21 protein-coding genes and 1 tRNA gene are annotated in these 20579 nt (G+C 58.1%); 3 read left to right on the forward strand and 19 right to left on the reverse strand.

The window, feature by feature from the left end; genetic code table 11:
• Positions 1–14 precede the first annotated feature (14 nt).
• Positions 15–767: an orotidine-5'-phosphate decarboxylase gene (gene pyrF / locus IKP20_01520; protein MBR4503647.1), complete on the reverse strand. Its 753-nt coding sequence runs from the start codon at positions 765–767 to the stop codon at positions 15–17.
• A gap of 53 nt (positions 768–820) precedes the next feature.
• On the opposite strand from pyrF, the gene IKP20_01525 reads away from it, so the two are divergent.
• Positions 821–1870 carry a radical SAM protein gene (locus IKP20_01525; protein ID MBR4503648.1) on the forward strand — a complete coding sequence of 350 codons (1050 nt, stop codon included), beginning with the start codon at positions 821–823 and terminating at the stop codon, positions 1868–1870.
• 83 nt (positions 1871–1953) lie between these two features.
• On the opposite strand, the gene IKP20_01530 is transcribed toward IKP20_01525, so the two are convergent.
• The 12 genes from IKP20_01530 to IKP20_01585 form a co-directional block, all read right to left on the reverse strand.
• Entirely contained in the window at positions 1954–2382 is a 429-nt protein-coding gene (locus IKP20_01530; protein MBR4503649.1) for a NusA-like transcription termination signal-binding factor, read from the reverse strand.
• A gap of 5 nt (positions 2383–2387) precedes the next feature.
• Entirely contained in the window at positions 2388–2675 is a 288-nt protein-coding gene (locus IKP20_01535) for a 50S ribosomal protein L30e (GenBank protein ID MBR4503650.1), read from the reverse strand.
• A 220-nt stretch (positions 2676–2895) separates the two neighbouring features.
• The gene (locus IKP20_01540) at positions 2896–4026 is read right to left on the reverse strand and encodes a DNA-directed RNA polymerase subunit A'' (GenBank protein ID MBR4503651.1); all 1131 of its coding nucleotides are present in this window, start codon (positions 4024–4026) and stop codon (positions 2896–2898) included.
• A 45-nt stretch (positions 4027–4071) separates the two neighbouring features.
• Positions 4072–4371: a hypothetical protein gene (locus IKP20_01545; GenBank protein MBR4503652.1), complete on the reverse strand. Its 300-nt coding sequence runs from the start codon at positions 4369–4371 to the stop codon at positions 4072–4074.
• A gap of 1 nt (position 4372) precedes the next feature.
• Complete coding sequence (locus IKP20_01550; protein ID MBR4503653.1) at positions 4373–7315, reverse strand: DNA-directed RNA polymerase subunit A'; 2943 nt, start codon at positions 7313–7315, stop codon at positions 4373–4375.
• Entirely contained in the window at positions 7312–10950 is a 3639-nt protein-coding gene (locus tag IKP20_01555; GenBank protein MBR4503654.1) for a DNA-directed RNA polymerase subunit B, read from the reverse strand. The genes IKP20_01550 and IKP20_01555 overlap by 4 nt, the downstream gene beginning before the upstream one ends.
• Before the next feature lie 4 nt (positions 10951–10954).
• Positions 10955–11041 carry a hypothetical protein gene (locus tag IKP20_01560; GenBank protein MBR4503655.1) on the reverse strand — a complete coding sequence of 29 codons (87 nt, stop codon included), beginning with the start codon at positions 11039–11041 and terminating at the stop codon, positions 10955–10957.
• Positions 11042–11047: 6 nt separating this feature from the next.
• Entirely contained in the window at positions 11048–11254 is a 207-nt protein-coding gene (locus IKP20_01565; GenBank protein MBR4503656.1) for a hypothetical protein, read from the reverse strand.
• Positions 11255–11364: 110 nt separating this feature from the next.
• Positions 11365–11441 (reverse strand) — tRNA-Lys (locus IKP20_01570).
• A 77-nt stretch (positions 11442–11518) separates the two neighbouring features.
• Positions 11519–12295, reverse strand: coding sequence for a methyltransferase domain-containing protein (locus IKP20_01575; GenBank protein ID MBR4503657.1), 777 nt, complete (start codon positions 12293–12295; stop codon positions 11519–11521).
• Between the two features lie 162 nt (positions 12296–12457).
• Positions 12458–13861, reverse strand: a complete 1404-nt coding sequence (locus IKP20_01580; GenBank protein ID MBR4503658.1) for a proline--tRNA ligase — start codon at positions 13859–13861, stop codon at positions 12458–12460.
• Positions 13862–14722: a ribose-phosphate diphosphokinase gene (locus tag IKP20_01585; protein MBR4503659.1), complete on the reverse strand. Its 861-nt coding sequence runs from the start codon at positions 14720–14722 to the stop codon at positions 13862–13864.
• 92 nt (positions 14723–14814) lie between these two features.
• Between IKP20_01585 and IKP20_01590 the strand changes: the two genes are divergently transcribed.
• Entirely contained in the window at positions 14815–15207 is a 393-nt protein-coding gene (locus IKP20_01590; GenBank protein ID MBR4503660.1) for a DUF357 domain-containing protein, read from the forward strand.
• On the opposite strand, the gene IKP20_01595 is transcribed toward IKP20_01590, so the two are convergent.
• From IKP20_01595 to IKP20_01615, 5 genes are all read right to left on the reverse strand, one after another.
• Positions 15101–15964, reverse strand: a complete 864-nt coding sequence (locus tag IKP20_01595) for a pantothenate kinase (protein ID MBR4503661.1) — start codon at positions 15962–15964, stop codon at positions 15101–15103. The genes IKP20_01590 and IKP20_01595 overlap by 107 nt on opposite strands.
• On the reverse strand, positions 15961–17142 hold the full coding sequence (gene coaBC, locus IKP20_01600) for a bifunctional phosphopantothenoylcysteine decarboxylase/phosphopantothenate--cysteine ligase CoaBC (GenBank protein MBR4503662.1): 1182 nt from the start codon (positions 17140–17142) through the stop codon (positions 15961–15963). The genes IKP20_01595 and coaBC overlap by 4 nt, the downstream gene beginning before the upstream one ends.
• Complete coding sequence (tmk, locus tag IKP20_01605; GenBank protein MBR4503663.1) at positions 17142–17738, reverse strand: dTMP kinase; 597 nt, start codon at positions 17736–17738, stop codon at positions 17142–17144. The genes coaBC and tmk overlap by 1 nt, the downstream gene beginning before the upstream one ends.
• 4 nt (positions 17739–17742) lie before the next feature.
• Positions 17743–18156, reverse strand: a complete 414-nt coding sequence (locus IKP20_01610) for a Toprim subdomain protein (protein MBR4503664.1) — start codon at positions 18154–18156, stop codon at positions 17743–17745.
• A 79-nt stretch (positions 18157–18235) separates the two neighbouring features.
• On the reverse strand, positions 18236–18442 hold the full coding sequence (locus IKP20_01615) for a DUF167 domain-containing protein (protein ID MBR4503665.1): 207 nt from the start codon (positions 18440–18442) through the stop codon (positions 18236–18238).
• Between the two features lie 106 nt (positions 18443–18548).
• Between IKP20_01615 and IKP20_01620 the strand changes: the two genes are divergently transcribed.
• Positions 18549–18923, forward strand: coding sequence for a hypothetical protein (locus IKP20_01620; GenBank protein MBR4503666.1), 375 nt, complete (start codon positions 18549–18551; stop codon positions 18921–18923).
• An 86-nt stretch (positions 18924–19009) separates the two neighbouring features.
• Here IKP20_01620 and IKP20_01625 read toward each other — a convergent pair whose 3' ends face one another.
• Complete coding sequence (locus tag IKP20_01625) at positions 19010–20362, reverse strand: ATP-binding protein (GenBank protein ID MBR4503667.1); 1353 nt, start codon at positions 20360–20362, stop codon at positions 19010–19012.
• Positions 20363–20579: the final 217 nt, after the last annotated feature.

A 20579-nucleotide genomic window follows, 5' to 3' on the forward strand; every position in this document is an offset into this window, starting at 1 on the left:
TTAAGTCTCCGTCTTTAGAACAGCGGTTCATTGAGCGACCTGTATAAATAAGTTTTAGCATGAAATATTATATAATAAGAGAAGGGGGAGGGAAATCGTTTGCAGCGGGTCGGTCTGGGCGATCGCAATCCGAGCATGTCGTCGGCGTAAAGCTTCGCCGCTTCGCGGGGGTCATCAGCCCCATATATCGCCCTGCCGACTATGGCATAATCCGCGCCTGCGCGTATCGCATCGGAAGCTTTGCCTCCCTGGGCGCCGACGCCCGGGGACAGAATCTTCCTGTCCGGACCTATTACCGCACGGATGGCAGCAATCCTGTCCGGGCGCGTTGCGGGCGCGATGAATCCTTTTGCCCCGCATTCGGCCCCGAGCCTCGCCATCTCTTCCGCATGGAGAGCGGTGAACATTTTGGCCCCTGGATGGCTCATCTCGGTGACGGCATAGATTTCCGCCCCTCCGGCCGCCTCGACCGCCGCCCTCAAAGAATCGTCTCCGGTGAACGCGTGCACTATCACGGCGGACGCGCCCCTGGAAACGGCGTTCTCGACGATCAGCCTGACAGTGTTGGGTATGTCGGCCACCTTGAAATCGCATATGACTTCGGACAGTTCGGAAAGGCGGTTGATCATCTGCGGGCCTTCGGAAAGGACCAGAGGCCAATTGATCTTTATCGCGTCGACGATATCGGCCACCTTCCCGGCGACTGCCAAAGCTTTCTCCCCGTCCGTCTCGTCCAAGGCGAGGACCAGCCTGCTCTCTTTCTTCATGGTTGCATGACCTTCCCGACACTTATTAAACCATCGCGTCCGATGGGCGGAACATGATCGAGGAGATGGAATGCGGATCGGCCTGCTCAGGAAAACTTGCCGAAGGCTGCGAGCACTGCATAAACGGCTCCAAAATGGTCCTTCTGGTCACTGGGAAGTGCCCATGGGGATGCGAATACTGCCCGGTATCCCTGGAGAAGAAGGGGAAAGACGTCATCTACGCCAACGAAGCGAGAGTGTACTCAGACTCCGAGATAATCGCCGAGGCGGAGGCCATGGACGCCACAGGAACCGGGATCACCGGCGGAGACCCGCTGTCATGCATGGATCGCACTTTGCATATGATCCGCATGCTTAAGGAGAAGTTCGGGCCGGAGCACCACATCCACCTTTATACCGCGACCATCGACCTGGACAAAGCCAAAAAGCTGGAGGAGGCCGGTTTGGATGAGATCCGCTTCCACCCGCCCAGAAAGATGTGGACGGAAATGGATGGCACCATGCTCGCGGAGATCGCGTCCCAATGCAGGATGGACGTCGGTATCGAGGTCCCGGCGATCCCCGGCGCCGCCGACGAGCTCTGCGCCCTGATGGATTACGCGGAAAAAATAGGGATAAAATTCGCCAACATCAACGAGCTCGAATTCTCGGAGAGCAACTGGGACATGATGGAAGCCAACGGTTACGAGGTCAGGGACGAAATCTCCGCCGCCGTCCTCGGGTCCGAGGAAACCGCCAGGGAAGTCATGGAGAGATGCCCCGGCATGAGCATCCATTTCTGCTCCTCGCCGTTCAAGGACGGAGTCCAGCTCAGGAGGAGGCTCATCCGCCGCGCAGAGCGCATCTGCAAGGACTACCAGGCCATCACAGAGGACGGAACCCTTGTGCGCGGCTTCGTCTACGCCAAAGACCTTGATGCCGCCGCAGAAGCCCTCAGAGCCCTGGGCGTCGAAGACGATATGATGGCCGTTCTGGACGGCAAGATCGAGGTGGCCCCGTGGATACTGGAGGATATCGCCGAGGATCTGAGATTCAAATGCGTGATTTCCGAGCAGTATCCGACCGCGGACGCACTGGAAGTCGAGAGAACCCCGTTGAACTGACCGAAAACAGGAAAAATGGAGGGGAAACCCCTCCAAAATCGTTTTGCGTTTCCCCTGCCGAGCCTGGGAGGCCGAAGGGGGACTCAATCGACGCTGAGGCTCTGGATCTCGTGATGCCTGTTCACGATGTCCCTGGCGATGCGAAGATTCTTCCCGGCCTTCCCAATGGCGCGGCCCTTGAGTTTGGGGTCCACGGTTACGGTGGCGTGAGTGATGTTCCCGCGCTGCTCGATAACGACCTTCTGAGGATTGTAAATGTGGAAGACGTTCATGACGAACTGCTCGGGATCGTCGGAGTATTCGACGACCTGGATGTTCTTTCCGGTCTTTTCCTTGAGTTTTATGACATGCTCGCCTTTCTTTCCGACAGCGATGTTGCCCTGTCCTTTCTCGACCACGAACACCAGTTTGTCTTCGGTGTCCATGCAGTCGATGGCGTTTGCCTTGGTTATCTGCTCGAAGAGCGAGATGTACCTGAGCGTATCCTCGGTAAGTACGATATCTGCGGACATATTCCTCACAGCGTTAAGATGTTGGAGCTGCCTTTGTCGATGATCGCCAGGGCAGACACGGAAAAGGGCTTTCCGCAGAAGGCTCCGAGCTCCATGTTGTTTCCGCTGTATACATGGACCTTGACTCCGATGTCGCCTTTGAGCTCCTCTGAAGGGCAGTTCCTGGCTAGGATGACCATCTGGGCCCTCCCTGCCTTGACGGCTTTCTTGGTCTGCTCGACCCCGAACTCCACCTTTCCGGTTGTGATCGCTGATTTCAATGCTATGCTTATGTCGACGTTCTCGTCTCTCATCTGTGTATCCCCCTTTCTCTTTCGGGTTGTAAGCGGTTTCGAGGCTGCCGGCCTCTGCGGTCTGCCTCGGCGTTCTCGCCGGATCCTCAAGGCGATCCGACTCTCCCACCGTTGCAGCGTGAAGGAGATCATTCCGCCCTCCTTTCGGAAGACGCCCGGTTTTCCGGGATTCCTGCCGGCCGCTCGGGCCGGTGTGTGGGGGCGATGCCCCCGCTGAGCTTCATTCGTCAGATGCGGGCCTTTTCTTGGGCCTGTACTCGAGGTTCACGGCTCCGGTACCCAACGTCACCGGCTGGCCGACGATGATGTTCTCGGTCACACCTTCGAGGCGGTCCACTTCGCCGGCGGTCGCGGCGCTGAGCAGATGCGCGGTGCTGACCTCGAACGCGGCCCTGGACAGGACCGAGGATTTCTTGCCTGAGATACCGTGCCTTCCGATGGACCTCACGGATCCGTCGTTGGTCATGAGATCGGCGACCAGCATGATGTGCCTGGCGTCGACGTTCAGACCCGCTCCGCCCAAGGTGCTCTCGGCCTCGTGGATCAGCGCGTTCCTGGCGGCTTCGATGCCCAGGACGCTGGCCACCTCCAGGATGCTGTTGGTCATGACGTGGTCCGCGTCGACTCCCCTGACCCTCAGTACGTCTTTGAGGTTGCTTCCCTCGGTGATGATCTCGAACGCTCCGTTCTTCTCGGAAAGGACGGCTCTGGTTATGCCGTCGATGCCTTTGATCTTGGCGTCCTTGATCGTGTCGTACATGAGCTGGAGCTTCTTGTAAGAACCCTCGGGGCAGCTGACGATGATGTTGTCCTCGGCGTCGATGGTGACGTTCCCGCGGACGACCTTGATCTTGTTCAGCCTGTCCCTGATGGATTCGACGGTCATCTCCTTGTTGGTGATCTTGCTCATGTTGGGCCTGATCCTCAGCTGGGTGTGGTCGATGTCCGTCTCTATGTCGGCGACGTCCAGGAGAGTGGTGATCTCGATCTCGGAAGCGATGTGCGTAGCTATCCCCTTGTCCATGGGGCCGCCGTCGATCTCCCTGACGAGAGGGATGGTCATCGAAGGCGTGGCCGGGTGGATCCTGGCGTCTACTATCTCGATCAGCCTGGGGAGACCCTGGGTAACGGTGACGCTCGCGACTCCCGCGTAGTGGAAGGTACGCATGTTCATCTGGGTACCGGGCTCTCCGAGGGAATGGGCCGCCATCACCCCGGCGGACTCGTTCTGATCCATCATGTGGGAGATGTACATCTTGTGGGCGGCCTTGATAAGAGCGTCGCCCCTCATGCCGGCGTATTCCTCGCAGTCCTCAGGATAAGCCTTCTTGATGCGGGCCGCTATGTCCATGATTATCTTCACGGGGAGCTCGGGCTCCAGGCCTTTCGCGAACTCCTAGAGCTTCAGTTCGGCCGCGTCGCAGGCGCCGAGCTTGGAGAAGGTCTCGAAGAACTTCGCCGGCTCGGGTTCCGGCGCGGGCGCCCTCTTCGTCTTGGGCGAGGATGACGACGGCTTGTCGCGGATCGCCTTTATGATCGCGGCTGCGCGGTCCTCCGGGATTCCCAGATCCGCGATGGCTTCTGCGGTGGATTCACCGATGGCACCCATGGTGTTGAAGGCCCTTATGAGGGTGTTCGCCTCCTCCAAGGTCACGCCCCTTTTCATGAGCGCGTTAAGCGTGTCTTTCTTTGCCATATCACTCGCCTCCGTCGTCTCCGAAGTCGTCGTCGCCTTCCTCGATGTCCTCTTCGTTCTCATCGTCGGAGAAGTCCATCTCATCCTTCTCGCGGGTGGCGTAATCGTCTCCGCTGTCCTTGATCTCGGGGTGGATGAGCTTCTCGGCCTCGTCCTCGGGGAGGACCTCGTAGAAGAGATCGTCGAGGTCGATCGCCTTTCCGCCGACGGTCCTGGCCGGGTCGACCCCGTCCTCTCCATACTTGAACTGGATGATCGTGCCGGAGGTGTTCCTGACGGTCCCGTCGGACATGAGCTTCAGGTCCTCGAGAGCTGACACCAGCCTCCTCTGCATGTATCCGGATCTGGAAGTCCTGACCGCGGTATCGACCAGTCCTTCCCTCCCTCCCATGGCGTGGAAGAAGAACTCGGTGGGCGACAGGCCGGATTTGTATGAGTTGGCGCAGAACCCTTTGGAGAACGCTCCGAGGTCTCCCTTGTCGAAGTGGGAGAGAGTCCTGCCGTGGTATCCTCTGGACAGCCTCTCACCGCGGACGGACTGCTGGCCGACGCAACCTGCCATCTGGGACAGGTTGAGCATCGAACCGCGGGCCCCGGACTTCGCCATGATGACGGCGGGGTTGTCCATACCGAGGTATTTCTCTGCGGTGGTACCGGCGGAGTCACGGGCGCCGGAGAGAAGCTCCTGGATCTTGACCTCCAAGGTCTCCTTCACCGAGCGGCCGGGGACAGCTTCGAAGGTTCCCTCGTGGAACGACCTGATCGAATCGTTCACCTTGGTGACGGCTTCCTCGATGCTTCCCTCGATCTCCCTGATCGCTTCCGGCGGGATGTCCTCGTCGCTGATTCCGGTGCTGAACCCGTGGTTCATGATCGCGCCCAGAACCAGCCTGGTCACCTGGTTGATGAATTTGGCGGCGCGGGAGGACCCGTAGTCGCGGGCTATGCGGTCGAGGATCTTCCCCTTGCTGTTCCCGATGCCTCTGACGTCGATGGTACCGCACTCGAGGTTGCCGTCGCGGATCTTGACGTAGGCGTCATATTCGCACGCCTCCTTCTTGCACCCGTCGCGGCAGTTGTGGCAGATGTTCGCCTTGAAGGTGGCGTTGAAATCCTCGGGGAGGATGATGGAGAACAGCTGCTTGCCGGTCCAGTAGGGTTCGCCTCTGCCGTCGGTTCCGGCGGGCTCGGGCATGTCGATCGACCAATCCTTGGAGTCGACCAACGCGCTGTGCTCCCTGTCGTCGGGATCCGCGGCTGCCTTCTCGGCGGCGGTCCTGACCGGGAGCTTGAACAGTATGTTGGAAGTCTGGAACCTGTCGAAGTGGGTGTCCCCGTGGGTCAGGTAGTACGCGCCGGTGATGTGGTCGTGGATGGCGCCGATGATCGGGCCTCCGTACCTGGGAGACAGGATGTTCTCCTGGACCTGCATGAGTATGCGGGCTTCCGCGCGTGCCTCATCGGACTGGAGGACGTGGAGGTTCATCTCGTCCCCGTCGAAGTCTGCGTTGTAAGGCGGGCAGTCGCACAGGTTGAACCTGAAGGTCTTTCCCTCCATTATCCTGACGCGGTGAGCCATCATCGACATCCTGTGGAGAGAAGGCTGCCTGTTGAACAGGACTACGTCGCCCTCTATGAGCTGCCTCTCGACGGTGTAATCCACGTCGATGTTCTCGGCGACTTCGGAGGCGTTCCTCTCCGTGATCCTGATCCTCCTTCCGTCGGCGCGGATGACGTAGTTGGCTCCGGGCTGGTACGGGAACGTGAGCTTATCGGACATCGGCCCGCGCCTGATTATGGCCCTGACCTTCTCGATGTTGTTCGCGTTGACGCGCAGGGGGACGGTGAGCTCCCTGGCGGCGAATATCGGCACGCCGACGTCGTTGATGGACAGCAGCGGGTCGGGGGAGATGACGGTACGGGCGGAGAAATTCACGCGCTTACCGGACAGGTTGGATCTGAAGCGGCCTTCCTTCCCTTTCAGCCTCTGGGCCAGGGTTTTGAGCGGGCGGCCGGATCTGTGCCTCGCGGGCGGGATGCCGGAGGTCTGGTTGTCGAAATAGGTGGTGACGTGGTACTGGAGCAGCTCCCACAGGTCCTCGACGATAAGCTGCGGAGCGCCTGCGTCGCGGTTCTCTCCGAGCCTCTGGTTGATCCTGAGAACATCCACGAGCTTGTGGGTGAGATCGTCCTCGGATCTGTCTCCGGAATCCAGGGTGATGGACGGCCTGACTGTCACCGGAGGCACTGCCAAAGCGGTGAGAACCATCCACTCGGGCCTGCAGGTCTCGGGGTTCATTCCCAGCGCTCTGAGGTCGTCGTCGGAGATCTTCTCCAGCCTCTCGCGCACCTCTTTGGGGGTGAGCTTGCTGCTGGCGGAAGTTTTGACAGTTCCAGGTGCAGTCTTCTGCAGGGTCTTGTCGCCGCTGTCCAGCCTGAAAGTGGTGGGCTTGTCCAGCTTGATCTTGACCTGCTTCGTCCTGCAGTAGGGGCACTCCATCCCTTTGGAAGCGCTCTTGGCTGTCTCTTTGGAGAACCCTTTGAGGTCGGCGGTGCCTCCCCCGAGCTCCTCCATCCTTTCCATGCTCTCCTTGCGCTCCTTGACGGTGTCGGGGTCCAGCATGAGCCTCCCGCAGTTGCTGCAGGTGGACTCCAGCATCACCCTGATGTCTTTGATGAATCCGACGTGGAGGACCGGCAGAGCCAGCTCGATGTGGCCGAAGTGTCCGGGACACTCGTCGACCTTGCAGCCGCAGGTCTTGCAGCGGAGCCCTGGTTCGATGACTCCCATGTGCGGGTCCATGAGCCCTCTGGATATGGGATATCCCTCGTCGTCATATGTGTCCGCGGTGATGATCTCGACCTTGGACATCTTCCTGATCTCTTCCGGGGAGATGCAGGAGAATTTGATCGAGCCGATCTTCTTCGTGATCTCATTAGTCATCTCAAATCCTCCAGCTGAAGCCTCATGGCGACACCCATCGACAGGAGCTCGTCCATGAGGAGCTTGAATGCGTACGATGTCTGGACCAGATAGACGTTGGTCTTCTTGCAGACAGGGCAGAACAGCGCCCCGTTCTTGTCCATGATGGCGATATGGCCGCACTTGGGGTTTCCGCATACCCACTGCTTGGTACCGTCGGATTCGTCCAGGAGACGGTCCTTGATGACCATCGCGGCTCCGTGGCCTATGAGACAGTCACGTTCCATCTCACCGAACCTGAGACCTCCCTGCCTGGAACGTCCTTCGGTAGGCTGCCTGGTAAGGATCTGCACAGGCCCTCTGGACCTGACGTGCATCTTCCCGCTGACCATGTGGTGCAGCTTCTCGTAGAAGATGACTCCGGTGTAGACGTCCGCCTCGATCATGCGGCCGGTCCTTCCGTCGTACATGACCTCTTTCCCGGTGTCCCTGAATCCGTTCCTCATGAGCCCGTCGCGGATGGAAGTCTCGGTCTCTCCGGAGAACGCGGTACCGTCGATGATGCGGCCTTCCATGGCTCCCACTTTACCGGCGATCATCTCGAGGACGTGCCCGATGGTCATACGGGAAGGAATACCGTGGGGGTTGACGACGAGATCGGGGGTGATACCGTCGGCGGTGAAGGGCATGTCGCACTGGTCGACGAGCCTTCCGACGACTCCTTTCTGTCCGAACCTGGAGCAGAACTTGTCACCGAGCTCCGGGATCCTCTCGTCCCTGACTTTGACGCGGACGAGCCTGGACCCGTTCTCGGACTCGGTAATCATGACGGAGTCGACGTATCCGGTCTCCCCGGGCCTGACGGTGATGGACGTCTCCCTCCTCTTCTGGGTGGTGAGGGCGTCCCCGTTCTCCTCTAGGAACCTGGGCGGAGAAGTCTTCCCTATGAGGACATCGGATCCGGACACCCTGCTTTCGGGAAGGATCAGACCGTCCTCTCCCAGGGATGCGTAAGCGGAATCCGTGCGCGCGCCCATGATCTCGGCGTCGGGGATTTCGAAGTGGTCCTCCTGTCCGCCGGGGTAGCGGCGCTCCTCGGTGCGGTAGGACCTCATGAAGGTAGACCTTCCGAGGCCTCTCTGCACGGAGCTCTTGTTCATGACGAGAGCGTCTTCGATGTTGTATCCGTGGTACGAAAGGACGGCGATGCAGAAGTTCTGTCCGGCCGGCCTGTGCTCGTACTTCATGATCTTCATGGTCTCGGTCTGGACCATCGGGACCTGCGGATACTGCATGAGGTGGCCCCTGGTGTCGGGCCTGATGCGGTAGTTGGCTGTGGGTATTCCCAGAGCCTGCTTACCCATACCCGCACCCATGGTGATACGGGGCGCGGAGTTGTGCTCCGGATACGGAACGATACCGGATGCGACTCCCAGGATGATCATGGGATCGACTTCCATGTGGGTGTATTTGGGTTCGATTTTGGACGGCACGCCGAACTCGGAGGAGCACCATTTGCACTTGAGCACGGCGGTGTCTGTGTTGGCTCCCACGTTCATCCAGTCGACGTCTTCGGGGGACAGCGCGTGGTGGCACTCGGGGCATCTGGCGGGGACGTCATAAGGCGAGACGAGAACGAGCGCATCCTCCTCTTCCTCGGCGTCTATCCACTCCGCCATGCCGTCGCGGAACAGGTCGTCCCACCTGTACTTCGGAGCGTCGGGGCGGGTCTCGTCGAGAGAATCGCGGATCTTCTCGACGATCTTCCTGTTGAGAGCGAGGACTCCGTTCCTGATGATGAGCAGAGGCCTTCTGAGACGGCCTTCGTCGCAGTTTATGATGACCTCGTCCATGTCCTCGTCGTAGCGGATGTTGATCTGATTGGAGATTATGCCGTGCCTCCTGCACTCCCTTATGTCGTCCACGAGCCTTCTGGCGTCGCGGTGGATTCCGCGGAGGTCTCCGTTGACGAACACGCGGGTCCCGTCGCCGGATTTGACGTCGTCGACTCCGCGCTCCCTGAGAGTGAAACTTACATCGCGCTCGGGCACGCCTTCGGATACGTTGATGATGAGCGCCGCATTCTTCACCAGACCGCAGTTCTGACCTTCAGGGGTCTCGGACGGGCACAGCCTTCCCCACTGGGTGGGGTGCAGGTCACGGGCCTCGAAGTGGGGCTGGCTCCTGGTCAGGGAAGAGGTGATCCTCCTGAGGTGGGACATGGCCGACAGGTTGGAAGTCCTGTCGAGAAGCTGGGAGACACCGGCGCGCCCTCCGACCCAGTTCCCGGTGGAAAGGGCGTGGATGAGCTTGTGCGTAAGGATGTCGGGGCGTATGGACGAAGCGATGGTAGGCGTCTCGTTCCTCTTCCTTCCCCAGTTCCTCTCGAGCTGGTACTTCAGGTCTTTCATGAGGCTGCTGAAGCTGGTCCTGAAAAGATCTTCCATCAGGTCTCCGGAAAGCTTGAGCCTCTTGTTGGCGTAGTGGTCCTTGTCGTCCTGGTTCCTGAAGCCGAGCGAAAGCTCGAGGACGGAGCGTGCGATGCGCCCGAGGAAGATGGCCTTCTTCTTGCGGTCTTCGATGGTGTCGCCGAGATGCGGGAGAAGGGAGCGGTCCAGGATGTTCTCGACTTTCTTGATCCTGTACTCTTTGGCCTGGCCGGCGGCGAAGTTCCTCTCGAGATACAGAATAGCGTCGTCCCTGGTGTGGAATCCGTTGGGGGCGTAGCTCTTCTTGTCGTAGGAAGCCTCGATGTTCGCGTAGACCAGGTTGGTCATGTTGGGATCGGACACGATGACATCGAAGATCTCCTGGTCGGATTCCATGCCCAGAGCCTTCATGACCGCGACCAGCGGAATGGAAGTGGATATGACTGGGACGGACACCATGAGGCTGCCGTCCTTCTTCATGTCGACGGTGGTGAGCGCGCGGAATCCGTCTTTCTGGGAGAAGACTTTGGCGACCTCGAAGGAGCTGCCGTACCTCTCGCCGTATTCGACCATGACTCTGTTGGGAGCAAGGTCTTCCAGAGTTATCAGGACCCTCTCGGAACCTGCGATGATGAAGTACCCGCCGGGCTCCTCCGGATCCTCCATGCATCTTATGATCTCCTGCCTGTATTCGGCATCGGACATCTCGCGCTCTTTATGCCTCTGCATGACCTGCCTGTTCAGGTTGCATCCGGCGGATTTGACCATCATAGGGAGATCCCCGACGCGGATCCATTTGTCTTCCTCGGGCATCTCCTTCTTTTTGCCGTCTATATAGATTTCGAAATGGACGTAGACGGGGGACATGTAGTTCAGGTTTCTGAGCCTGGCTTCCATGGGGGTCAGCTCATGGGTGTATCCGTTGGCCTCCTTCATGCTGGGCGCGCCTATGCGGACGGTAGGCTCTCCGACGACCTCACCGGATTCGTCTCTCTCCCTTCCGACGCGGATGACGACGTCGACGCCGTTGGTGCGCTCCGGATCCAGCCTTATGATTCCGCGCTCGGCGTCGTCGGTGGGGACCCTGAGTTCGTCGACGACCTGCTGCATGCGGCTGACTTTGGCGTTCTTCTTGTTGGTGTCCAACGGCAGAAAGTCGTCGAAAGACGATATGTGATGGGATACGATGTCATGATCGGCGAAATACAATCTTACTAAGTCCCTCAGCCTTTCACCCCCTGATTACGAGCCTGTACCCAACGGATTTGTAGGCTGTCTCGCTTTTTCTTACGACTTCGATGACGCAGCCTTCCTCGATGGAATCCTATTTTCCGAGGAGCTCCCTCACCTCGGCCGTGTTCTCCAGGGCTTTGATCCCCGGATCGCTCTTTTTGATTTTGGGGAGCTTATCTTTGGTTATGCCTTTGGATTCGAGCACTTCCTTCTCCTCATCGAAGCTGAGGAGCCTGTGCTCAGGCACGAGCTCATGTCTCAGAACATTGAATGCGTTGTCCTCTGCCAAGTGATTCACCGATCCATCTCCGGTCCGGTCGGCCGGTATAAGCTGTTTCCAAAAAATTCGCGTGTGAATGTCATTGTGTCCTCATACTTGATCCGCCGTCGATCGCTCATGAAGTTGATTGGCGGGCCTGAAGGGATTCGAACCCTTGACCACCTGATTAAAAGTCAGATGCTCTACCTAGCTGAGCTACAGGCCCAAGTAAAATCACGGATAGTGTTCTGATATATAATACATTGCATCCTGCAAAAAGAAGTTTTCCCAATTATTTTCGGTTCAACCCTTGTTTCCGGCCCTTTTTCTGGCGAAAATCAGATACCCCGTATGCCCAAGCATCTCGAAAGCGGGCCTGACGCCGCCGGGGTGGACCTCCAGACCGCGCTGCATGTTCTCCATCGCTCTGACGTCGCGGTATCCCCTCTCGCGCAAGGCGGTCACGATGGATTCCGCCTGGTTCATGTTCGGGACGTAGGCGCAAACCCTTCCGCCGGCGCGCAGATGCGGTTCCAGATTGCCCAGAGCGAGCCAAGGATCCGGCATATCCATCGTCAGGACATCATATCCCTCGTCCGGGACATCCATGGATCTGGCGTCTCCGATGGAATAGGACCAATATTTATCCAGACCCGTCCTCGCGACGTTCTTCCCGGCGCGGGTGGCGTTCTCCTGCTTCAGCTCGAGGGTGTGGACATGGCCTTCGGGAGCTACGGCATGCAGAAGCGCCGTGGTCAGCCCTCCGGAACCGGCTCCGACCTCCAGCACCTTGTCGCCGCATTTGACGTCGCAATGAAGAAGGATTGTCGCGGCATCCTTTGGGATTATCACCTGCGCGCCGCGATCCAGGGATTCCATGAGCTCCAGGGCGCCTGGGCGGAATACGACGTACTCCCTTCCGACTATCGTCAGGGAATCCCCGTCGTCCATAGAGAGGAAGCGGGAGCCGTCCACGGTACCCAAAGAAGGCACCTTGACCATCCCGCCCATGACTTTCAGCCAGTATTTCTTTCCCTCTCCATCCTCCATGTAGATGATTTCGCCCTCAGAGAATGCCATGGGCGGACGTATCAGAACCTGAATGATAAACGAAACGGATGGAAGGCCATCGGAACGAACAGCACGCCTCCGAATCAGATGGCATTTTGGGGGCCGGATGCGGACCGAATCTTCTCGCATCTTTCCTCATGATGGAAAATGAGGGCGCGCGGCCCACCCGCGTCACATAGTGTGCGCGGCGTAAGCGGGTTTGTCCACGGGCTTGCCGCAGATTATGCATTTTCCCTGGTAAGGCTCGGGCGTATACGGCGTGCCGAGGATCTTGAACCCATAGGTGTCCTCGAACTTGTGCCCGCATCCCTCGCATCCGCACCATCCGAACCTGAGGATCTTGTCCTGCGGGATGTTCTCGGCGGAATCGATGTCCTGTATGCGCGACTTCTGGATTTCGTTGGCCTTGGCCATCATGGACTCGGAGATGACCTCGAGAAGCATCCTCACTCCGGGAACGACATCCTCGGCGGATATGGTGCCTTTCTCCTCGGTGTCCCTCCTGTAGAATGAGACGACCCCGTTCTCCAGGTCGCGGGCGCCGACCTCCAGACGCACCGGGACGCCTTTGATCTCCCAGTCGTAGTACTTGCTTCCGGGGCGGGCGTCGCGGTCGTCGAGCTTGGCGCGTATTCCGGCGGCCTTCAGAAGCCCCAGGATCTTGGCGCACTCGGCGGAGACCTCTTCCGCGCTCTTCTTCGAGATGATCGGGATTATGACCGCCTGTATAGGCGCGATTCCGGGAGGCATGACCAGCCCCTTGTCGTCGCCGTGGACGCCGATCAGAGCACCGACCAGCCTCTCGCTCATGCCGAAAGTGGTCTGGTGGACCGGAAGGTGCTCCCCGGTCTCGTTCTCATATTCTATATCGTAAGGGACCGAGAAATTGGTCCTGTAATGGTGGATGGACCCCATCTGAAGGGTCCTTCCGTTGGGCATGGAGGTGTCTATCCCCACGGTGTAATGGGCTCCGGGGAACTTGTCCCACTCGGTGCGTATGAGCAATGTGTAAGGGAGACAGATCTTCTTCGCTATCTTCGCGAGGATCTGGATGTCCTCCTCGATCTGATCCTGGGCCTTCTCGCAGGTCTCGTGGCAGGTGTGCGACTCGAAGAAATGGATCTCGCGGACCCTGATGAACGGGCGGGTCTGCTTGGTCTCGTAACGGAACGTGTTGACTATCTGGTAGACTTTCAGTGGAAGATCCTGGTGGGATCTGATCCACAGCGAGAACATGGGATACATCGCGGTCTCGGACGTCGGCCTGACCACCAGCCTCTCGTCCAGCTCGTTCTTGCCGGCGTGGGTAACCCAATAGACTTCCTCGTCGAAGCCTTTGATGTGCTCCTTCTCCTTGGCGAACTGGGTCTCCGGGATCAGCAGCGGGAAGCAGACCTCGTCATGGTCGGTGGCATCGAACTCCTCGCGGATGTACCCGTCGATCTGCCTCATTATCTTCCAGCCGTAGGGAGTCCAGACGTTCATCCCTTTGATGGGGTATCTCTTGTCGGAAAGCCCGGCTTTCTCTACGATATCAAGATACCAATCGGCGAAATCGTCCTCTTTCAGCGGCACTCAGAATCCCTTCCCTATCTCTTCGGCCACGATCTTGGCCACAGATATCTTGGAAGCGGGACTCTCGAGGGTGTTGCAGGAAAGCACATCCTTCAGAGCGCTGTGGGTGAGCCTGTCCAGAGCTTCGCCCACGAACACGCCGTGGGTGCATGCGACGGTGACGCTCTCCGCTCCGACCTCTTTCAGGGCCGCCGCGGCCGCGATTATTGTCCCGCCGGTGGAGATCATGTCGTCCACGATGAGTATGTTCTTTCCCCTGCAATCGGCGTTGGCCGGCTTAATGCGGACCTCCGTGCCGGAGAGCCTGGTCTTCTCCAGATGGTCGTATGGGACCCCCAAACGGTCTCCGACGTCCTTGGCGCGCCCGGCCGCCCCGATGTCGGGTGCCAGGACCATGTCTATCCCTTTGCCGCGGAAATGGTCGGCGATGGGGCCGGCCGCTTTCAGATCGATGTGCGGATGGGAGAAGTTGTCCAGAGTGGATTCCTTGTGCAGGTCTATGGTGATGACTTTGTCGCAGATCGCGTCCAGAATCCCGCACATGACCCTCGCGGACATGGGCTCCCCGGGTTTGAAGAGCCTGTCCTGCCTGGCGTAGCCGAAATATGGGATGACCATGGCCACTTTTTTGGCGCCCATCCCAACGGCCGCGTCCCTGATCAGCAGCATCTCCACGAGGTTCCCGTCGGGATAGGTGTTCTGAACGATGACGACGTCTTCGTCCATCGAATCCCTGTCCAGTCTGGTGTAGCATTCGCCATCCGGGAATCTGGTGGTCGATGCCCGCAAAAATTCGCATCCGAGCTCCCTGGCGATTTCCTGGGCCAGAGCGACGGATGAGGAGCCGCCGATGACAATCATGAGCGGGCATAAACTCTCATAGTTCTTATAGGAAAGGGAGGAAAGCGCATCAGACCGATACGGATTTAACATGAATCCGCATGGATTAGGGCATGGCAGAGATAACCGACAGGATTGCCGACGAGAAAATCGAAAGGTATCTTAGCATCACCGGGAAAGCGCTTGGGAAGCTGAAGATAGCCGCTCCCGAACGGTCTTACGGCAGAAGGCTGGCGGAAAGCTTCCTGGAGATGGCCAACTGCTATTACTCCGACGCGAAGCACTTCAGGGACACAGGCGACTATGTCACGGCGTTCGCATCAGTGAATTACGCCCACGCCTGGCTGGATTGCGGCGCTAGGATAGGGCTTTTCGACGTGGACGGGGACGACGTCCTGTTCACTCTCTACGAACGATCGCGATTTCACCGGAATATGGGCGGCAGGACGCCACGAAGGCGCCGGGACCGAGAATTCTGCGCAGAACGCGCGGCGGAGCCGTGGTAAACAGACTGTTCCCAAGCATGCACATGCCGGCCGCGAACCCCATCGAACGCAGACAACCCATAGCCTCCGACATCTCACGGGATTCCAAACCTGTTCCCGACGAAAATTCGTTGGAAAAGCGGAAGAGATTGGCCTGCGAAGGATCCGCCAGAAAACCTTCCATCGCCGATTCCGCCGCGGCGATTATGGCAGCGGAACGATCCGGATCGGATAATACGGAGCCTGTGACCATCTTGGGCCCGACGACGCCGACGGATATTTTCCCCAGATCCATTCCGGCACCGGATACCTTTCCTTCCGCGGGCATTCCAGGAATCTTTCTTACGGGATAAGAATAACCAGAAGCTATCGCGGCGACATCCCCCATCCCGCCTCCGCCCCTTATGTCGGCCTCGTGAGCCGCCATATACGCCTCTTCACGGGATTTCCCCGCAATCTCGGCTATGCAGACCGCAGCGGCGATCGCCCCGGCGGCAGACATCCCGAACCCTTGGCTGACCGGCAGGCCGTTCCTGACGGAGATATCGAATCCCTTTCCGGGAGCCAGAATCCCGGCGACAGCGCGGGTGACCGGAGCCTCGGATTCGATGCCGTCGATCGATATCGAAATCTTATCTCCATCGACCTCGGAAACCGCCGCGCGCGCACCTAAACCTAACCTTATCCCGACTCCCCGGGATCCGGTATCGGCGATGGATGCGCCTTTGGACGGCTGGAATATGCATGAGATGTGGCCGGGGCAGAACGCTTCGATCATAGCATCCCAGATATCTCGCGGAGGATGGAGTCGGCCATGGAATCTTTGGTTCCTCCGATGGCATGGCAGGAATCGGAGGTCACGAAGAACGCCTCGGAAGAATCCTTGCCGGCCGAGGATACGTCGTTCGCTACGATCGCCGCCGCCCCATACTTCTCGATGCGCGAGCGGGCCCTGGCGATGAGCTCCGGCTCTGAAAGGCCTGATTCCGCTTTGAACCCGACTGCCATGGAGCACCTCTCCGCAACCAGAGGGAGGACTTTGGGCACCGGCTCCAATCTGAGATCGATGCCGGAATCGCTGGGGATCTTACCTTCTGCCCTCTCTGCCGGAGCAAAATCGGCCAGAGCCGCGGGAACTATCGCGATATCATGGCTTATCTGCGGCGCCATGCCGATCAGATCCGAAACCGACGAGAAGCGTCTTACCGGAATGAAATCCGGGATCGGCACGTCGCATCCGCCCATCCAGAGCTCGACGTCAGCCCCCAATTCTAAAGCGCGGACGGCGAGCGCGACAGCCATCCTTCCTGATGAGCGGTTGGTGATGATCCTCATGGAATCCAGCGCCTCCTCGCTGCGGCCGCCTATTATCAGCGTTTTCTTGGAGGCCAGCGGACGGTCGGAAAGCATCCTGATGACATTCTCGACTATCTCGTCGCGGGATGCCACCTTGGCTCTCACGCCGTCGGTGCGGGGGCCTATGAAATTTATCCCCCAGGATTTCAGAGCCTCGATGTTGGCGGAGACCGCCGGGTTCCTGTACATCGATTGATGCATCGCGGGCGCTATGGCTATCGGCACGTTGGATCCCAGCGCAACCGTCGCCATAGATGTGACCGAAGTATCGTCGATGCCGCACGCTATTTTGGACACCGTGTTCGCGGTGGCGGGATAGATCAGCAGCAGATCCGCGAAACCCATCATGTCGATGTGCTCGGTGCGGCCGGTGAGGCTGATGACCGGACGGTTGCCGCTGGCGAATTCCAGAGCATCGGAAGCCACCAGCTTGGACGCGGCCTCGGTCAGAACCGGGAACACCTCCGCGCCGTGCCTGATCAGCTCGCGTATGGTCGCGAAGCACTCCACAGCCGCGATGCTGCCTGTTATCCCCATCACTATCTTCTTTCCTTTGAGCTTCCAGCTCTTCTCCCCGAGAATCTCTTCTGACGGATGCATCAGATGGCCTCCCTGATTATGCGCTTGGCATCTCTGAGAACATCCTCGGACGATGCCGACGCGTCTATCACTTCGAAATTGAATTCTTCTGCCAGCCTGAGATACTCATCCCTGACCCTGCGCAGGAAATCTGCCCTCTCGAATCTGCTTCTGGCTTCCCCGCGGGACTCCACCCTGGATATACCCGCGGAAGGGTCGATGTCCAGAAGGATCGTCGCCTTCGGGACGCCCGCGAATTTCGAGCTTATTCCCAGCAGCCATTCCCTGTCGGCGGAGGTGCCGTCCAGGTCCGATGACTGATAAGCGACTGTGGACGCGAAATACCTGTCGCATATGACGATCTTGCCCTCGGAAGCCCATCTCTCCATCGCCTCGGTGTGGTCGCTGCGGTCCGCCGCGAAGAGGAGCGCTTCTGTGCGCTGAGATATCCCTTCGATGCTCCCGCCGCGGATGATCGCCCCAATGCGGTCGTGGGTGGGCTCGGCCGTCAGCACGACATCGTAGCCGGCCTCTTCCAGCCATATTTTAAGGCTGGCGGCCAGCGTGCTCTTTCCCGCCCCGTCTATCCCTTCCAGAACTATTATCGCGCCTTCCATGGCATCACCCCAGAATCTTCCTCTGCATCATTAGCATCACGGAATCTATGGATTCCACGTCGCTGCAATATGGCTTCAGAAGAGCCCCCAGCTCCGAGCGGAAATGTAGATCATACTTGACTCCCAAAGACATCATATCTGTCCTGAGCGAATCCGCGAGGATGTTGCCGCGGCGGTCCCAGTCCGTCATTATTATCGCGCTCCTGCCTGATTTCCAGACGGCCTCGGAAGCTTTCATGGGGCCTCCCGCCGAGCTCTGCACGCATATGAAATCGGCGTCCATGCCGCAATTCCTGAGGGCGACGACGTCGTTCATCCCTTCCACCAAGACAGAATGGTCGCCTTTCAGAGAGGAAATCTCGGCGATTATCGCGTTGATGCGTTCCATGCGCTCCCTGTCATCTTTCGGCGGCTGCATGGTCCAGCGCCTCCTCTGCCTTGTCCGCGTCGCCGCATACGGAAACCGTCTTCTGCCTGTTCGTGTGCCCAGAGATCACCTACGAACGCATCCCGGTGATCTGCGAGAAGGTCTCTTCCACCTCCTTGTTGGCCCTCCCGTCCAATGGAGGGGCTTTGACGCGCAGAATGAGCCTCTTCCTCCACTGATCGAAGCCTTCCGGACCGGATCTGTTGGAGCGCGGAGAGACGAGGACGTCCACCTCCAGGCACCCTTCCTTTTTCCTGGACACATCGGCTATGCGCATGAATGGATAATGGCAGTCAATATATTATAAAAATAGATGACCATTGTTGTGCAATCGATTGCCGGCGCCCATACCGGGACAGATGCCGGCCGCGGGGGAACGCACAATGGATCTGACGGGATTATGGAAAATAGCGGAAATAAACGCCTTAGACAAAAATTTCAAACAGACTTGGAAAGCGACCGAAGGGCTGGATGCCGATGATAGCGTCTCAGAAATGCAGAAAACCATGGCCAAGACGCTGTATCTGTTCAAAGAAGAGGGCAAATTCATTACGATCATCCCCAAAAATGCGGTGAACGACGAAGGATTCGAGGAATACGATGAAGAGCATTTCCTAGCCTCTGCCGGGGAATGGAAGGAGGAGGACGGGAAAACGTTTGTCTCCACGGAAGAAAACGGAGAGATCGAATGGACGGAAGCGATCCCTCGGGACACCAAATTTGAGATTTTCGGATTCTTCAGGATCGAAAGGGTCTGACTCCCGCGAACATCCGGGTTCGGAGGGGGAATAGCCCCCTGAATGCGGGCATCGGAAGATTCGAAGCGCCCTGGCAGACCCGACCGTCAGCTCTCATCCTCGCCCAGGATATCTCTGACGAATGCCGCGGCGAAAATGGGGTAATGCTCTACGCCATCCTCATCCACATGGACACCCGAATCCTCCAGCATGACCCTTCTGCCCACATTGAAATGCTTCGGAAGCTTCCTCAGCGACGGCGCAGACCTGTCCTTCCCGGACTTCACCTCGAATGCGACCACTTCTTTGGAAGTCTCTATGACGAAATCTATCTCCATCATCCCCGGGTTGGATTTTTTGGAGTAATAACATGGCGGAAAACCGCTTTTCATGAGACATTCGGCCACCGCATTCTCAGCCACAGCACCCAAATTGATGCGCGAATCCCCGCTATAGATGGCATCCGCGACTCTTGCCCCATACATATGCACCAGCATGCCCGTGTCTGAGAGATAGACTTTGAATTGATCGCGGACGATATTGGCCATGAGCGGCGCCTCGGGCTTCCTCAGAAGGTAGCAGAAATTCCCATAGCCCGCCTGTCTGATCCACAACAGATTGCCCATATAACGATCCGATGCCTTGCGGATCCTGTCCCCCTGAATCCTGGAATACATGAACCTCTTGTTGCTCTCCGCCAACTGCGAAGGGATGGATTCGAAGCATTCGGCCGTCTTCGCTATATCTTCGCCCGAATTGTAGCGGTTGATATCGCGTATGCATGTGCTCAGGAGCCCGTCGAGAACTTTGTCTGAGCGTTTGAAATCCTTCGTTTCGACGTATGCCTGAACAGATTCGGGCATTCCGCCCACTATCATGAATTCGCGGAAGAGAGCTCTGAATCTGTCGAGATAGAATCTATCCAACTCTTGTTTGGATGCGATGCTCCGGCGAACCTCGGATATCATGTCCTTCGGGACTTTCGATGCCCACAGAAACTCCTCGAAATCCAGCCCCCTCATGACCAAGACCTCCTCGTATCCCAGCGGTATTAGAGGGTCCGGACCGTTTCCATCCCTTCTTTTCCTGTCTACCCCGAGCATAGAGCCTGAAGCGATGACGTCGAACCTTCCGTCGATTGAGAAGGGCTTCAATGAGCTGTAGGCCTCCGGACATTCCTGTATCTCATCCAAAAAAATGAGGGTGGCGCCCGGCTTCACCTCGCGGCCAGTGCGAAGCTCTATCCTGCGCACCATCTCATCCACTTCTCTTACCCCGAATATGTCCGCCAAGGACTCGTCCACAGAAAAATCCAGCTTGACAAAGCTCTCGTATTCATTGCGGGCGAAATGCTCGATGATGAACGTCTTCCCCACCTGACGCTGGCCTTTGATCACCAAGCATTTGCTGTGGAGCGCTTTCCATCTCATCAATTCGGAATAGACCTTCCTCTCCAGCATAAGGCCATATTACACTGACACCTACATTAATGTCACTAAATTACGATTGAACAGTGACATATTTGTCACTAAATTACGATTGAACAGTGACGCAAAAGAGTGTCTCACCCTTCTGTGCCGCCAAAAACCAATTCATGGCCGACCGATGCCGGCGCGGCGATTTTCCTCGGCTAAACGCCGGACGCCAACCTGTCCCGACAGATTAATTACGCATCCG

The sequence above is a fragment of the Candidatus Methanomethylophilaceae archaeon genome (genome assembly GCA_017524805.1).
In the GTDB taxonomy this organism is placed as follows: domain Archaea; phylum Thermoplasmatota; class Thermoplasmata; order Methanomassiliicoccales; family Methanomethylophilaceae; genus Methanoprimaticola.

What these genes read in the sequence shown, in the direction of transcription:
- IKP20_01525 (MBR4503648.1), top strand. Translation starts at nt 821, where the DNA reads ATGATCGAGGAGATGGAATGCGGATCGGCCTGCTCAGGAAAACTTGCC.
- IKP20_01590 (MBR4503660.1), top strand. Translation starts at nt 14,815, where the DNA reads ATGGCAGAGATAACCGACAGGATTGCCGACGAGAAAATCGAAAGGTAT.
- IKP20_01575 (MBR4503657.1), bottom strand. Translation starts at nt 12,295, where the DNA reads ATGGCATTCTCTGAGGGCGAAATCATCTACATGGAGGATGGAGAGGGA.
- tmk (MBR4503663.1), bottom strand. Translation starts at nt 17,738, where the DNA reads ATGGAAGGCGCGATAATAGTTCTGGAAGGGATAGACGGGGCGGGAAAG.
- IKP20_01595 (MBR4503661.1), bottom strand. Translation starts at nt 15,964, where the DNA reads ATGATCGAAGCGTTCTGCCCCGGCCACATCTCATGCATATTCCAGCCG.
- IKP20_01540 (MBR4503651.1), bottom strand. Translation starts at nt 4,026, where the DNA reads ATGGACATAGCGGCCCGCATCAAGAAGGCTTATCCTGAGGACTGCGAG.
- IKP20_01610 (MBR4503664.1), bottom strand. Translation starts at nt 18,156, where the DNA reads ATGCAGCCGCCGAAAGATGACAGGGAGCGCATGGAACGCATCAACGCG.
- IKP20_01625 (MBR4503667.1), bottom strand. Translation starts at nt 20,362, where the DNA reads ATGCTGGAGAGGAAGGTCTATTCCGAATTGATGAGATGGAAAGCGCTC.
- IKP20_01530 (MBR4503649.1), bottom strand. Translation starts at nt 2,382, where the DNA reads ATGTCCGCAGATATCGTACTTACCGAGGATACGCTCAGGTACATCTCG.
- IKP20_01620 (MBR4503666.1), top strand. Translation starts at nt 18,549, where the DNA reads ATGGATCTGACGGGATTATGGAAAATAGCGGAAATAAACGCCTTAGAC.
- IKP20_01585 (MBR4503659.1), bottom strand. Translation starts at nt 14,722, where the DNA reads ATGATTGTCATCGGCGGCTCCTCATCCGTCGCTCTGGCCCAGGAAATC.
- coaBC (MBR4503662.1), bottom strand. Translation starts at nt 17,142, where the DNA reads ATGCATCCGTCAGAAGAGATTCTCGGGGAGAAGAGCTGGAAGCTCAAA.
- IKP20_01535 (MBR4503650.1), bottom strand. Translation starts at nt 2,675, where the DNA reads ATGAGAGACGAGAACGTCGACATAAGCATAGCATTGAAATCAGCGATC.
- IKP20_01545 (MBR4503652.1), bottom strand. Translation starts at nt 4,371, where the DNA reads ATGGCAAAGAAAGACACGCTTAACGCGCTCATGAAAAGGGGCGTGACC.
- IKP20_01615 (MBR4503665.1), bottom strand. Translation starts at nt 18,442, where the DNA reads ATGCGCATAGCCGATGTGTCCAGGAAAAAGGAAGGGTGCCTGGAGGTG.
- pyrF (MBR4503647.1), bottom strand. Translation starts at nt 767, where the DNA reads ATGAAGAAAGAGAGCAGGCTGGTCCTCGCCTTGGACGAGACGGACGGG.
- IKP20_01550 (MBR4503653.1), bottom strand. Translation starts at nt 7,315, where the DNA reads ATGACTAATGAGATCACGAAGAAGATCGGCTCGATCAAATTCTCCTGC.